At 55.8% G+C, this 14622-nt stretch carries 14 protein-coding genes; all 14 read right to left on the bottom strand.

The window, feature by feature from the left end; translation table 11 throughout:
• Positions 1-121 precede the first annotated feature (121 nt).
• Positions 122-1039 (bottom strand): RluA family pseudouridine synthase, encoded by a 918-nt coding sequence (locus PG731_RS00685; RefSeq protein ID WP_270771490.1) that lies wholly within the window; start codon positions 1037-1039, stop codon positions 122-124.
• Positions 1032-1580, bottom strand: a complete 549-nt coding sequence (lspA, locus tag PG731_RS00680) for a signal peptidase II (protein WP_270771489.1) — start codon at positions 1578-1580, stop codon at positions 1032-1034. Before lspA ends, PG731_RS00685 begins: the two co-directional genes overlap by 8 nt.
• Positions 1581-1753: 173 nt before the next feature.
• Positions 1754-2422 (bottom strand): DivIVA domain-containing protein, encoded by a 669-nt coding sequence (locus PG731_RS00675; RefSeq protein ID WP_270771488.1) that lies wholly within the window; start codon positions 2420-2422, stop codon positions 1754-1756.
• 282 nt (positions 2423-2704) lie between these two features.
• Complete coding sequence (locus PG731_RS00670; RefSeq protein ID WP_006681676.1) at positions 2705-3013, bottom strand: YggT family protein; 309 nt, start codon at positions 3011-3013, stop codon at positions 2705-2707.
• Between the two features lie 10 nt (positions 3014-3023).
• Positions 3024-3494, bottom strand: coding sequence for a cell division protein SepF (locus tag PG731_RS00665; protein WP_101627294.1), 471 nt, complete (start codon positions 3492-3494; stop codon positions 3024-3026).
• Between the two features lie 181 nt (positions 3495-3675).
• On the bottom strand, positions 3676-4437 hold the full coding sequence (locus tag PG731_RS00660; RefSeq protein WP_270771487.1) for a polyphenol oxidase family protein: 762 nt from the start codon (positions 4435-4437) through the stop codon (positions 3676-3678).
• A 3-nt stretch (positions 4438-4440) separates the two neighbouring features.
• The gene (ftsZ, locus tag PG731_RS00655; protein WP_270771486.1) at positions 4441-5706 is read right to left on the bottom strand and encodes a cell division protein FtsZ; all 1266 of its coding nucleotides are present in this window, start codon (positions 5704-5706) and stop codon (positions 4441-4443) included.
• 127 nt (positions 5707-5833) lie between these two features.
• Positions 5834-6646, bottom strand: coding sequence for a cell division protein FtsQ/DivIB (locus tag PG731_RS00650; protein WP_270771485.1), 813 nt, complete (start codon positions 6644-6646; stop codon positions 5834-5836).
• 233 nt (positions 6647-6879) lie between these two features.
• Entirely contained in the window at positions 6880-8217 is a 1338-nt protein-coding gene (gene murC / locus PG731_RS00645; RefSeq protein ID WP_442952631.1) for a UDP-N-acetylmuramate--L-alanine ligase, read from the bottom strand.
• A 65-nt stretch (positions 8218-8282) separates the two neighbouring features.
• The gene (locus PG731_RS00640) at positions 8283-9398 is read right to left on the bottom strand and encodes a UDP-N-acetylglucosamine--N-acetylmuramyl-(pentapeptide) pyrophosphoryl-undecaprenol N-acetylglucosamine transferase (protein ID WP_270771483.1); all 1116 of its coding nucleotides are present in this window, start codon (positions 9396-9398) and stop codon (positions 8283-8285) included.
• 5 nt (positions 9399-9403) lie between these two features.
• Entirely contained in the window at positions 9404-10687 is a 1284-nt protein-coding gene (locus PG731_RS00635) for an FtsW/RodA/SpoVE family cell cycle protein (RefSeq protein WP_270771482.1), read from the bottom strand.
• Entirely contained in the window at positions 10688-12112 is a 1425-nt protein-coding gene (murD, locus tag PG731_RS00630; RefSeq protein ID WP_270771480.1) for a UDP-N-acetylmuramoyl-L-alanine--D-glutamate ligase, read from the bottom strand.
• The gene (mraY, locus tag PG731_RS00625) at positions 12109-13194 is read right to left on the bottom strand and encodes a phospho-N-acetylmuramoyl-pentapeptide-transferase (RefSeq protein ID WP_270771479.1); all 1086 of its coding nucleotides are present in this window, start codon (positions 13192-13194) and stop codon (positions 12109-12111) included. Before mraY ends, murD begins: the two co-directional genes overlap by 4 nt.
• Positions 13191-14597 (bottom strand): UDP-N-acetylmuramoyl-tripeptide--D-alanyl-D-alanine ligase, encoded by a 1407-nt coding sequence (locus tag PG731_RS00620; RefSeq protein ID WP_270771478.1) that lies wholly within the window; start codon positions 14595-14597, stop codon positions 13191-13193. Before PG731_RS00620 ends, mraY begins: the two co-directional genes overlap by 4 nt.
• Positions 14598-14622 lie beyond the last annotated feature (25 nt).

Below are 14622 nucleotides of genomic sequence, written 5' to 3'. Positions count from 1 at the left end.
ACGCGCCTGCGTTCTTCATCACGCGACCAAAGATTGCCCACCTGTGAGGGATGCATGGACATACTTTCAGTACACAACACGTCGGCGCGGTTTGCCGGTGCCCGCTACGCCGATTGCGGTATCAGTTGGCGGCCCTCAACGATTCCAAAGCCGCTTGCAGATCAGCGGGATAGGGTGAGCGAACAGTTGTGGGCAGACCGGTACGCGGGTGGTTAAACGTCAGTTCAACGGCATGCAACCACTGGCGCACGAGGCCCAGTTCTTCGGCCTTCTTCGAATCAGCCCCATAGAAAACGTCTCCGAGACACGGATGCCCCACTGCCGCGGTGTGGACACGAATCTGGTGGGTTCGCCCGGTCTCCAAATGGATTTCCAGCAAAGATGCCCCCGCCATCAGTTCCAACGTGTCATAGTGCGTCACCGCATGCTTCCCACCGTCGATGACGGCCATGCGCCACTCCCGCGACGGGTGGCGACCAATAGGAGCATCAATCGTGCCCGACGGCGGATCCATATGACCGGCAACGACCGCGTGATAAATCTTCGTCACGGTTCGTTCTTTGAACGCACGCTTCATCACCGAATAGGCAAGCTCTGACTTCGCCACCATCATCGCCCCCGACGTTCCCACATCGAGACGATGCACAATCCCCTGGCGCTCGGGAGGACCGTACGAGGTAATGCGATAACCGGCCGCTTCCAAGTTTCCAAGAACCGTCGGGCCACTCCAGCCTGGTCCGGTGTGGGCAGCCACCCCCACGGGCTTATCAACGACAACCACGTCATCATCGTCGTAAAGAATGTCCATGCCGGTAACCGGTGGTGGGGTTGTATCGGGCGCTGGGATAGTGACTTCAATCAGATCCATCGCACCGAGCTTGGTCGACTTTGAAGGAACCACGCCGTTAATCAGGACATTTCCGTCTTCAACAAGCCCCGCACACTGCGCACGCGACATCCCGAGCATGCGAGCAAGAGCCGCGTCAACACGTTCTCCTACCAGCGCGTCAGGAACAGGAAGCAAACGCGTATCACTCATGCGCGACCTCGTCACCCAATAAATTCACGACAGGTGCATCATTTGCGTTGTCTTCACCGGCGAACGCTCCATCACGAGAAAACTCCCACGCCAGCCAAATTGCACCAACCACAATCCAAATATCAGCCACATTGCCAACGAAAAAGCCGTTGTAGTTGATGAAGTCAACGACGTGTCCAACGCCGATGCCCGGGGGTTGAATCAGACGATCGATTAAGTTACCGATCGCTCCGCCCCCCAGAAGACCAAGGCAGACCGCCGCGCTCACACGCACAGAGCGACTCAGTCCAACAATCAGGATACCAATGATGACAACCGAGAGAACGGTGAAAACCCACGTGGACGTTTCTCCCAAAGAAAACGCGGCACCCGAATTATGAAGCAGCTGGAATGAAAGCAACGAGCCGATAATCGGAATCGGGTGAGTGTCATCAGCTAATGCTGATAACGCCCAGAACTTCGTCACCTGATCGAGGACCACTGCGACAATCGCAATCGCTCCCGCGATGACATAGCGAGACTTTGACTGGGAAGTATCCATGTCAGGTTCTCCTTTCTGGGTCCTTTGTGTTTTCCTTATCGTAGCGAACACACCCCAAGGCTCTATGTGCTAGCCAAAGATGATGCTTCTTAGCTTTTCACATGGTAATGGCGGTGGCCCTGAGAGGTACCACCGCCATTTAACCGATGTGAAGATCAGATCTGATGAAAAGATCAGTCCTGATGGGTGTCCGCGTTGACCTGGGAGAGCAGGGTCTCAAGGTGGCCACGGATCGACGAGCGGTAATCCGACTCGAAGGAACGGAGCTCGTTGATGGTGCCCTCAAGGCGAGTGCGTTCTTCATCAAGCTTCGCAAGGATGGTTTCGTGCTGGTTCTGAGCGTCTGCAACGATCTCGTCGCCCTTGGCGTGAGCTTCGGCGATGATGCGCTCGGATTCTTCCTTGCCGTCGCGCACATATTCGTCGTGGACACGCTGAGCAAGTGCAAGCATGTTGGTAGCAAAAGCAGCCGACTCGGTGTCGACGGGCGCTACGGTTTCGGCAGGGGTCTCGACGACGGCTGCAACCGGAGCTTGTTCAACAATTTCCTCAACAGGAGTTTCTTCAACGGTCTCTTCAACCGGAGCAGGAGCCTCTTCTTCGGCCGCGACTGCCGGGGCAACCGGAGTCTCGACAATTTCAGCACCGGAGGAGAGCTCGGCGATACGACGCTCGGCCGCTTCAAGTTTTTCCTTCAGATCCTGATTCTCGACGTTCAGGGTGTAGATCGTCGAAACGACTTCGTCAAGGAATTCGTCAACCTCAACCTGGTCGTAACCTTCGCGGAACTTTACGTACTGGAACTTCTTGTTAAGAACGTCCTCTGTAGTCAGCAGGGCCATGTGTTCGCCTCTCAATATCGTCGGGTCGATGCGATCCCAAGCGATTGACGTCGGTTGCGCATCGGGACAGTCGTCGGACAACTGTCCATCGACACATCACGGATTATCATATCTGACTCAATAGTCACACGCGCAACAATGAACACTTGACATGACACATTACTCACAATCTATACGTGTGAGATTTGGCCAGTCATGCACCTCTCCAACGGCTCAAAAGGAACCATTGCGGTCAAATAACAGCGTTTGAGCAGCAACATTAGCGACTTTTAACCCACGAAGTCAGCCAATTGTTGCCAGAGAAATTCCTACTCGTTGCAACACGATCAGTGCGACAAAAACAATCAAGAATCCAAGATCCAGCGACAAACCGGCACCGATGCGTAGCGGCGGAATTCTTCGACGCAGGAACCGAATCGGCGGATCAGTCAGCACGTACACGAAATTCGCGATAACAAGCAGGATTCCACGCGGTCTAAAGTTCGGCAGAAGAAACTCAAGCCAATCAAAGACCAGTCGAATGAACGCGAACAGTAGGTAGATGCTCGCGAGCCAGTAAATCGCCCAGCCGGCGTATACAAGTGCTGTCATCGAGAGCTCATCAGCCCTGGTTGAACAGGGTTCCGCGACGGCTTCCAATCACATCACCGGTAACCTCTACGGTTGCGGGCGACAGCAGGAAAACGCGGTTGGTCACGCGCTCAAAACCACCGCGAAGAGCGAAGGTCAAGCCGGCTGCGAAGTCAATCAGACGGCGTGCTTCTTCTTCGCGCATATCGGTGACGTTCATGATAACGGGCGTTCCGTTGCGGAAGGCTTCGCCGATCGTCTTGGCATCCGAGTATGCGGTCGGGTGGACGGTGACGATGCGCGAAAGGTCAGACGTTGTCTTCACTTCAAGGTCCTCACGGTGCAGAGGGGTGACGACGGAGGAAATCTCTTCCTGCGGAATTTCAGTCTCGTACGTAGTTTCGTCTTCGTAGAGATCAAAATCCTGGGCTTCATCCTCGACTTCGTCAGCCGGGTACCATCCCATGAACTTACGGGCTCGAGCTCCGAAACCATCCGCCATTGTTTCCTCCTGATTGTGTCGGCTCTGCAACGTTAATGCCCGCGCTGTCCGTTACGGCGCAACCCTGCCGGTATGTCGAAAAAACAGAGTGGAAAAATCTGATTGCTCCCCTGCTGTAAGGGACTCAACAGCCTTTTATCACCGCGCGACATGCCACTGTCTGCGCCGGTCAACACATGCGCTACGCCGGGAAAATGATTGTGGCATTCCTACCGCACTCACGATCACGCCGATAGGAGTGCAACGTGGGGTCTTCGAGAGTGCATCGCGGGTCAATTTCAATGCGGGTACACCCAAGCGCTCGCAGTTCTGCTTGAGCTGCGCGTGGAAGATCAAGAGCGGGCGTTCCCCACGATGTACGCGAGGCACTTTCAGGGCGCTCTACGGCGCACTCGTCACGCATTTGGGCGGGCACTTCATAGCAGTCACCACAGATTGCGGGAGCAATATACGCCTCAATGTCATGGCGTGGAGCAAGACGACGCATGAGAGTCACTGCTCGAGCAATGATGCCGTCGAACAAGCCTTTTCTTCCGGCGTGCACGGCTGCCACGATCGTTCCGTCCGCCGTTGAAAAGACAATCGGTAGGCAGTCCGCTGTCATGACAGCAATCCCGGGAGCGTCCTGCCAGCCTCGCGCATCGATGATGACGCCATCGGCTTCAATAGTGTCCATCGGGTCGCTGAGGTTCAGCGTCGACGCGTGGGCATCGAGGTTCAACGTTGGGTGCCCGTCTGTCATGACGACGAGGCCGATCACATGAGAGTGGGTTTGATTCATCCAGAGGATCGGGCGCTCAAACTCGCTGGCAAGAAACTGCCTCCGCTCCTTCACCAGCTGAAAGTCGTCACCCACGTGGTGCGCAACATTGTTCCTTAACGAGGCGGTGCCTCGACCCGCCTGAACGAGGCGGATCGAGGCACCGCCAAGCTGGGTGAGCATCGCTCAGCGCAGGAAGTCCGGGATATCCAGATCCGCTGCGCTTTCAGATTCCTCATCAAAGATACGAGGAACTTCCAAAGAAGGTTCCTCTGCGACGGAGGGAGCTTCTTGCACCGGCTGCTGGGTAGCAACTGGAATCGTTGCCGTACGGGTCGGCACCTGGACAGTTGCACGATGGGCTGGGCGAGCGGACGGAACCTCACCGAGCGCGCGAGTTTCCTGCGGAGCGGCTACGGGAGCCGGGGTAGCGACAGGTGCCGTGGACTGCGCGGGAGTTTGGGTTCCGATAACGCTGGGACGCGACGCGATGTCGGTCTGCTGATCCTGCTCGTCAAAGCCAGCGGCGATGACGGTGACGATGATTTGGTCGCCCAGTGTCTCGTCGATGACCGCACCGAAGATGATGTTGGCTTCGGGGTGGACGTATTCCTGAACGAGCTTCGATGCGCGTGCGGTTTCCTGCAGGGACAGGTTCGAGCCACCCTGGAAGAACAGGAGGACGCCACGCGCACCATCGATTGTCGATTCGAGGAGCGACGAGGAGATTGCGCGCTCGACTGCATCGACTGCGCGATCTGTGCCGGTTGCCTGGCCAATACCCATGAGGGCAGAGCCGGCATCCTTCATCACAGACTTCACATCGTTGAAGTCGACGTTGACCATGCCGTTGATGGTAATCAGATCGGTAATGCCCTGAACACCCGAGTGTAGAACCTGATCTGCTGCTTCGAACGCTTTAGTGATCGGGAAATCTTCGTCCTGAATCTCAAGTAGACGATCGTTCGGGATGACGATCAGAGCGTCGACGGCTTCACGAAGCGCTTCGACGCCCTTGTTTGCCATGGATGCGCGACGGTTGCCTTCGAAAGAGAACGGGCGGGTGACGACAGCCACGGTCAGCGCATCCTGTTCGCGAGCAATACGCGCAACAACTGGAGCAGCGCCGGTGCCCGTGCCACCGCCTTCACCTGCGGTAACGAACACCATGTCAGCGCCTTCGAGAGCCTGAGCGATCAGGTCAACGTTGTCATCGGCTGCTTTACGTCCGACCTCAGGGTCAGCACCTGCACCTAAGCCGTGGGTAATTTCGCGACCGATATCGATCTTGATATCAGCGTTCGACAGAAGAAGATCCTGAGCGTCCGTGTTCACAACGATGAACTCGACACCACCCATGCCAGCTTCGATCATGCGATCGACAGCGTTTCCGCCGCCACCGCCGACGCCAACGACCTTGATGATGGCCTTGTTCTTCTGAGGTTCGTCCATTGGTCACTCTTTCTATATCAAACCCTCAACTTCAGGTTGAAGGTTCAACTTCACCCTGCTCTCGTTCGGAAGAAAGCTAGGGATTGAGTAGACCTTCTTCAAGGCGACACGCTGAACGAACAGTCGACTATGACGTGACAGGATGAGTCGGCGATGAAACGTCATACACACGGGCGCTCCTTTGAGCCAACAGCACGTCCAAAACCTGCGCTTTCAGCGCCCCATCATCCGGAGTTCCCCACTTCACTTGGGCACCGTTGGTCAGCGTAAACGACAGAGTTTTACCATCGGCACTCACACCCGAAACCTGCGCTTTTGTTGCCTCAGACAGGTTTGACCACAAGGAAAGAACATCCGAGGCCGCTTCGGCTCGTTCTTCATCACTCTCTGGGAGGCTCACCAATGGAAGCCCCTCGATCAACGTAGGAGCATCAGCGAAACTCACTCCCTCATCGTCAACCTGACGGAACGCGCCCGCACTTCCCTCGATCATCGCGGGAGTCCGCAAAGCAATTGTGATTGCCAAACCCGTCGGCCACTGTCGCTCCACTTCAGCTGAATCGACAACAACATTCGATTCGATGGATTCAGCGATCGTCGCAGTCGGAACCCTAGGTAACGGGGTGCCCACGTACGGCGCAGTTAACGAAAGAACTGATTCCGCGGTGATCAAGGTTTCATCTGCCCCTTCAACGTGCACCGATGACGCGCTCAAAGCAAACAACGGCGAAAACAGCAATACCCACACCAAACCACCGATAAACGCTAGTCCCGCAGCAATCATTGCCATCGTCTTGATGTAGAGAATCCGACGCGCTCGAGCTCGCTCTTGGCGACGCAGATCAAACTCAGAACGCTCGTTGCGCTTTTTGCCACCTAAGAGAACAGCGGCATCCTTCTGCCCCACCGGCCGGGCAAGTTTGATACGAGCAGAACGCAACGAAGATTTCCTTGACCCTCGCTTGTGTGCTGCCTGTTGACACTCTGGGGGTTGCCCAGACTCTGGAGTATTCCTATGCGGTCGCTTTGGGCGGACAACAACCGGACGCGATGGAGGTTTTTCAGAGGAAGACTTTTGGGTAGCAGATCCCTTTGACGACAAGCTAGAAGCAGACGTCGCCTGGTGTTGCGTAGAAGTCGATCCGAGTGGCGTTCGACGCGGCTGAGGTGGCTTCACGAGGCATCCATGCGTTGCCACTCATCGATAACATCATCTGCACACTGGGTGATTGAACCAGCACCCATCGTGATCAGAACGCCCCGCGAACCAGTCAGACGCGCTCCGGTTCGAGCAGCCTCGTGCATATCGTGGACACACTCAGCGCCCTCAATCTGATCCGCAATCAGACCAGAAGTCACGGCGGGATCTTCATCCTCGCGAGCAGCATAAATATCCGCAAGAACCACATGATCCGCGCCCGACAACGCCTTGGCGAAACGATCTGCGAATAAGCGCGTACGTGAATACAGGTGAGGCTGGAAAACCACGGTCACATCAGCGCCATCGGCAACCAATCGCGCCTGTTCGATCGCGACAGAAACCTCTGTCGGATGATGCGCATAATCATCAAAAACGCGCCTGTCCCCCACGGTTCCACGGAGCTCAAAACGGCGAGCTGTCCCCGTAAAACCAGCAAGTGACGAAGCCATCAGGCCAGGTTCAACGCCGAGCTCCACGCCGGCAATCCACGCGCCAACAGCATTAAGAATGTTATGCACGCCCGAAACACCCAAGGAAAGCTCCGCGCTGATATCGCCGTAGCTGACTCGTGCACGACATGAAGAAGGCGTCATCTCTACATCGCAAATCGTCACGTCAGCATCCACCACGGACTTATCGGGGCGCCCGTAGGTCACCACGCGAATACCCAGCTCACGCGCCGACTCGCTCAGGCGGGCAGTCCCCGCGTCTTCAGCGCAACACACCAAAAGACCACCCGGAACCAGACGCTTTGCGTAGTCAACGAAAATAGCTTCGAACGCTTCGCGCGTCCCATAGCGATCCAAGTGATCGGGCTCAACATTCGTGACAACTTCGATCGATGGAGTGTAATTCAAGAACGAGCCATCAGACTCGTCAGCTTCGGCAACAAACACGTCCGACGTGCCCAAATGCGCACCGGAACCGAACTGCGGAACAATTCCACCCACCGCGACCGACGGATCTAGACCAGCTGCACACAGACCAACCGCAATCATCCCAGACGTAGTCGTCTTCCCGTGGGCGCCGGCAACACCAACAAAACGCATTCCACTGGCAGCAAGCGCCAACGCCTGCGAACGATGAATGACATCCAACCCCAATTCACGCGCCCTGGCCAGCTCTGGGTTCGACTCACGAATCGCAGTTGAAACAACAACCGTCGCATCATCATCAACATGGGTGGCATCGTGGCCGACGAATGCGCGAATTCCCTTTTCATTCAAACGCGCAAGAACATTCGAATCGGCACGATCTGAACCAGTCACCCGCGCGCCACGCGCAGCAAGCAGTTCAGCAACAACACTCATTCCCGCCCCACCGATACCGATGAAATGGAAGTGTCCTTCGATAGGTTCCACGTTCTTCCCCCCCCCTAGCGCGCGATCTGCGAAACAACCAGGTCAGCTAAACGCGAGGCAGCATCGATCTTTGCTAATCCTGCCGATGCTGTCGCCATAGCGGAGAGTTCAGGTGAAGTCAGTAGCGGGAAAACCTTCTGTCGCACCGTATCTGCGTTGAATGACGCATCATCAACCAAGAGCGCTCCGCCAGAGGCAACATGGTCATGCGCATTCAGTTTCTGTTCACCATTACCGATAGCCAGCGGAACATATACGCACGGCAACGACAGAGCCGTCATCTCGGCAACCGTTCCTGCACCCGAACGACAGACAACCAAGTCTGCGCAGGCAAGAGCATCTTCCATGGTCGTCAGATAATCCAGAACCAGGTAGCGATCGCCCACCGAACACTTCTCAACCTTGCTCCACACAGGGGCGTCTTTGCCTTTGCCGGTCAAGTGGATTACCTGCACATTGTCAGGCAAGTCGCCAAGCGCACCGATCATGGCATCGTTCAGGTGGAGAGCTCCAAGAGATCCGCCGGTAACGAGAAGCGTCGTCTTCTTGGGGTCTACGCCCAAATTCTTCGCCCCACGCTCGCGCGCAACACGGGCACCGTCGGTATCTTGGCGCGCCAACGCAAGCTCTTCGATAGCAGGACGCAAAGGAAGACCCGTTACTTGTGTGATGCCCTTGCGTGCGTTCAACGGAGTATTCGCAAACGTCAACGCAAGAACATTGGCGTAGCGCGCCCCCACCTTATTTGCTAATCCGGGTCTGGCATTCTGTTCATGAATGACAATCGGGACGCCGGCGCCTCGTGCAGCCCGGTACGCGGGAGTTGAAACATATCCGCCAAAGCCGACAACCACATCAGCATCACGAATCGCCAGACGGCACTGATTCACTGCTTTACGCCAGCGGAACGGGAAAGTGAAGACCGAAAGGGAAGGCCGGCGCGGGAAAGGAACCTTTTCAATCACATGAAGAGGAAACCCTGCAGAGGGAACCAAATCTGATTCCAAGCCCTGAGCTGTTCCAAGGACCTCGACGTCATATCCACGTTTGGCAAGAACCGTCGCCGTAGCCAACAGCGGATTCACGTGCCCAGCGGTGCCGCCACCAGCCAAAACAACTTTGCCCAACATGTTGCCTACTTTCGAGCTTTGGATCCACCTGCTCGTCGAAGCTTCGGAGTAACCCGAGGATCACGACGACGAGTAGCAGGATCAGAATATCCCCACATAGTCATACCAGCATCACTACGCGCAAACGACGCGACAACGCCGATGGCCAGCGCGGTGAACAGAAACGATGATCCACCATAGGACACAAGAGGCAGTGGGACACCAATAACCGGGCCGAGCTGAGTAACCGAGGCAATATTCACGAGAGCCTGGAAGCCGATCCACGTTGCCACACCGGCAGCGACGATAGCGACAAACGGGTCGGACGTTGAACGAACCACTCGGAACATTCCCCACACCAACAGAGCAAGAGCCGTGAGCACTGCCAACGTACCCATCAACCCGAACTCCTCACCAACGATGGCGAAAATAAAGTCCGTGTGTGCCGCCTGCAGATAATTCCATTTCTCACGCGAGGCACCCGGACCCAGTCCAGAAACACCACCGGAGCCAAAAGCCCACAGCGAATGATCAATCTGTTCGGGGGCAGACAAATCACGCTTGGGAGCAAAACCCGGAAGAACAACCAAGATTCGACGAAGACGCGTCGGGTTCTGAATGACCAAGAAAACCAGAAGCGGAACAGCTAGGATGAACGCATATCCGAACCAGCGCTTCGGCAGGCCAGCAATCCACAATGCTCCCATGGCAGCGGCCGTCACGATCATTGCCGTACCCAAGTCATGACCCAGCATGACGTCAATCAGCGTGACAACCACGGGTAGGCCCGCAAGAACACTCATCTGACGCCAGTTTGAAAAATCCCTATTCGGTCCAGTCAAAATGAAAGCAAGAAAGACGATCAAAGCGAGTTTCAAGAACTCTGACGGCTGAACAAGGACGGGAACACCGGGAAGGTACACCCAGTTCGCGTTGCCACCTTCAGAACGGCCAAGAGGGGTAATGACCATCGCCTGGACAATCAATCCCAGCCCGAAAGCATAGGGAGCAAAACGGACAAAAAAATGGCGAGGAATCTTATGAACAGCGAAGGCAATGATCAGGGCGAAGACAATGATGGCACTGGGACGCAAATACGCCATGTACGGGTTGGCGCCCTTGGCGATTGATGTCACCGATTGAGCTGAAAAGCCCATCATCAAACCAAAAATAGTCAGAACTATCGTGGGAACGATGATCATGTAGTACGTCGTCAGCGGTTGAATCTCATAGTGTTCATCATCCGCACCAAAAACAAAACGCGGAAGATGACGGATCGCACTATCAATGGCGCTCTTGATCTTCGCCATCTACTTTGCGCTCCACTGGTCACGCAAACGGTCAACAGCGTTCACAAACACGTCGCCACGCTGACCGTAGTTATCAAACTGATCCCACGACGCGCAGGCCGGAGCAAGAACAACAAAATCACCGGGGCGTGAAAGAGCGACAGCCTCATTGACGACGGAGAACATCCAATCCTCATGGCCATCGACGTCAACGACCGGAACATTGGGTGCGCTTGCAACGAAAGCCTTAAGTAGGTCCGAACGGTCTTCTCCGATGATCACCGCACCACGCAGAACCGGCTCGACGTCGCGAATAAGGTCGGTAAAGTCCTGTCCCTTCGCGTCCCCGCCAACGATCCAGACAACCGAGTGAGGAGGAAGCCCATATAGGGATGCTTTGGCAGCGTGGGCGTTCGTCGCTTTCGAATCATCGATCCACGTAACATCAGCGGCTTGCCCGATGACGGCTCTGCGATGTCCTGCTGGAGAAAATGCGCGCAAGCCATCACGAACCGCATGCGGACGCACACCGTATGCGCGTCCAAGTGCTGCCGCACCAAGAGCATCCATCACAACAGCCGGGGAAAGACTCGCCCCATAGATCGCGCTCAAATCACTCAAATCACCCAAGTGGGCAGCTTCGCGGTGCCGGTTTTCAACGTAGGCGCGGTCAACAAGCGCACCTTCGACGACGCCCAGTTGCGACACCGAAGGTGAGCCCAGCGTGATCCCAATGGCACGCGCCCCTTCCACAACGTCTGCGTTTTCAACCATCTCTTCAACCACTCGGTCATTGGCCGGGTAGATGCAGGCAACCTGAGTGTTCTCGTATACGCGCGCCTTATCAGCAGCGTATGCTTCTTCGCTTCCATGCCAATCCAGGTGGTCAGCATCCACGTTCAAGCACAAGGACGCCAAAGGCGAAATCGTGTAGGAGGTATGGAGTTGGAAGCTGGAGAGTTCAACAGCGAAGACGCTGGCATCTGAGTCGATTGCTTCGGTGATGGGGGTGCCAATATTGCCAACCTCAAGAACGTCGTCACCGTTGGCCCGAAGAATTGACGCAAGCATGCCCACCGTCGTTGTCTTACCGTTCGTGCCCGTCACGGTCAGCCAGGGGCGACCAGCATGAGGGCCTTGCTCTTGAAGACGCCACGCCAGTTCAACTTCACCCCAGATCGGGATCCCGGCAGCGTGAGCGCGTTCAAAGATAGGGGCATGCGCAGGAATTCCTGGAGACACGATGATCGTGTCAACACCAGCGTCAATAACGGCGCAGGCGAGATCCCTGGCATCGGGAACAACATGAACATCAATACCTAATTCGTCTGTGGGAGTATTGGAACGCTGGTCGAAAGCAAGAACCTCGTGCCCGCGCTTCAACAGAGCTTTTGCTGATGCTTTGCCCGATTTGCCCAGGCCGATGACGGCGTAACGATCACTCACAGCGTTGTCACCCAGTCAGCGTAGAAAATGCCCGCACCGGCGACTGCAAACAACGCGGCAATCAGCCAGAAGCGAATCACGATCGTGATTTCCTGCCAGCCTTTTAGCTCGAAGTGGTGGTGCAACGGTGCCATGCGGAAGACACGCTTATGCGTTGCCTTAAAGACCGAAATCTGGATGACGTCGGACATCACGATGACAACGAAGAGTCCACCAATCACGATTGCGATGAACTCGGTGTTCGTCAGAATCGACAGGCCAGCGATCGCACCACCGAGTGCCAGCGCGCCCGTATCCCCCATGAAGATCTGAGCGGGCGAAGCGTTCCACCAGAGGAAGCCAGCAAGCGAACCGATGATCGCGGCGCAGAAAACTGCAAGGTCCAGAGGATCACGCGTCGGATAGCAGAGAGTTGTCGCATGCCCCTGCGGGAAGCAGGATTGAATCCTCTGGAAGTAGGCGATAAACGTGTATGCGCCGAAAACGAAAATGGAACAGCCCGTGGCAAGGCCATCGAGACCGTCGGTTAGATTCACTGCGTTTGACCAGGCGGTCACAATCAGGTTCGTCCAGATGAAATACAGGACGACCCCCAATCCGAGACCAGCAAACCCGAGCGTGATGGGTGACAGGTGAATGAAGGACAGGTGAAGCGTGCCCGGCGTTGTCCCATAGGCATTGGGGCGGGTCAGTGACATCCACGCGAAAACTGCGGCAACCGCGATCTGACCGATGATTTTTCCGGTCGGAGGCAGACCAAGAGAGCGCTGACGCATGATCTTGATGCCGTCATCCAAAAGGCCAATAAAGCCAAGACCTGCGAAGAGAACAACCAGAGTCCATCCGGACCACGAGGGTCCGGATCCTGCGATCGACGCCCCAATCACCCACGCGATAATGGTTGCCAGAATGAAGACCAGACCACCCATTGTGGGTGTACCGCGCTTCGTCAAGTGCTGGGTCGGTCCGTCCTGACGGATGAACTGCCCGTACTGGTGAGCGATCAGGAATCGGATCAGCAAAGGGGTTCCCAACAGGGAAATCACCAGTGCAATGACGAAGGCGACAATAAGGCCAATCATCGCTGGACTCCCTTCTCGCGGAGTTGGTCCGCTACCTTCCACGAATATGAGAACAAGGATCCCTTCACAAGGATCACACAATCGTCTTTCAGTTTCGCACACACAGCCGTAACAGCCTCATCAACACTACCGATGTGTTCCGCATCGATGGTGTCACCGGCACCCTCGGCGTAATAGGGAGCGTCTTTGCCTAGCAGAATCAGCGACTCGACTCCGGCTTCTTTCGCCATCAGACCAACCTGGCGGTGAATGTCAGCAGATTCGTCGCCGAGTTCAAGCATTTCGGAAAGAACAGCGATCTTCGTATGCCCATCACCAATCGAATTGAGCGCAGCGAAAGCGGCTCTCATGGAATCGAGGTTCGCATTGTAGGCATCGTCAATCATCGTGACTTTCATACCGTCAATGCGTAAATCAACGACATCCATTCGGTGCGGAGACAGCGCCCGAGCCTCGTTGATCGCACGAATCGCTTGATCGAGTTCAAGACCAAGCTGCACCGCGCCGGCGATGGCGGCCAGTGCGTTCGCCACGTGGTGCACGCCAACGATATTCAGATTCACGAGGCCACGACCGCCGGGGGCTTCAAGCGTGAAGTGTGCGCGGCCAAGGTGGTCAACGTCCACGTTAAGAGCACGGAAATCGGCTCCCTCTTTGCCTGATGGGGAGAATGTCGTAATCGGACCTGTCGACAGTTTCGTCATATTCATGACGCGCGGATCGTCGTAGTTCAAGACCACTGGAGCACCGGGGCGCGAACCTGTAATCAGTTCCCCCTTCGCCTTTTCAATCCCGTCGACTCCGCCGAAGCCACCGAGGTGAGCGTGACCAACCATCAGTTCAATGGCAACATCCGGCGACGCAATATCTGTCAAATACTTGATGTGTCCGATGCCGGACGCACCCATTTCAAGAACCAGATGGCGGGTTGTTTCATCAGCTTGAAGAACCGTCAGAGGAAGTCCGACCTCGTTGTTGAACGAGAGCTGAGGGGCAACGCTGGGAGCATCAGTACTCATAATCTGGAAAAGCAGATCCTTCGTTGTCGTCTTCCCAGCCGAGCCGGTCATCGCGATAACATCCAGCCCAAAACGCTCACGCAAGTCTTCAAGGTGAGCATGGGCAAGGCGACCCAAAGCGTAGGTCGAATCCTCGACAACAATCTGCGCAATGGACGAGGGAACATCAACGAGGTGTTCAACGATCAGTGCAACCGCACCATTGTCAACGGCCTGTTTGACGTAGTTATGCCCGTCGGTGGCCTCGCCGATTCGTGCAACATACGCCGAACCAGCTGACGCCGAGCGTGAATCTGTAACGACACGGTTCATCACAACCCGACGGTCAGCACCGTTCAGGGTTCCTGAAACTGCTTCAGCAATCCACCCAGCTAACCTGTACATGCCATTTCCTCTACGATTCATACGA

This window comes from Pauljensenia sp. OF14-1SRA (genome assembly GCF_027694595.1).
Taxonomy (GTDB): Bacteria; Actinomycetota; Actinomycetes; order Actinomycetales; family Actinomycetaceae; genus Pauljensenia; species Pauljensenia turicensis_B.
The sequence above is the reverse complement of the archived record's forward strand: the minus strand, read 5'-3'. Positions and strand labels throughout refer to the sequence as shown.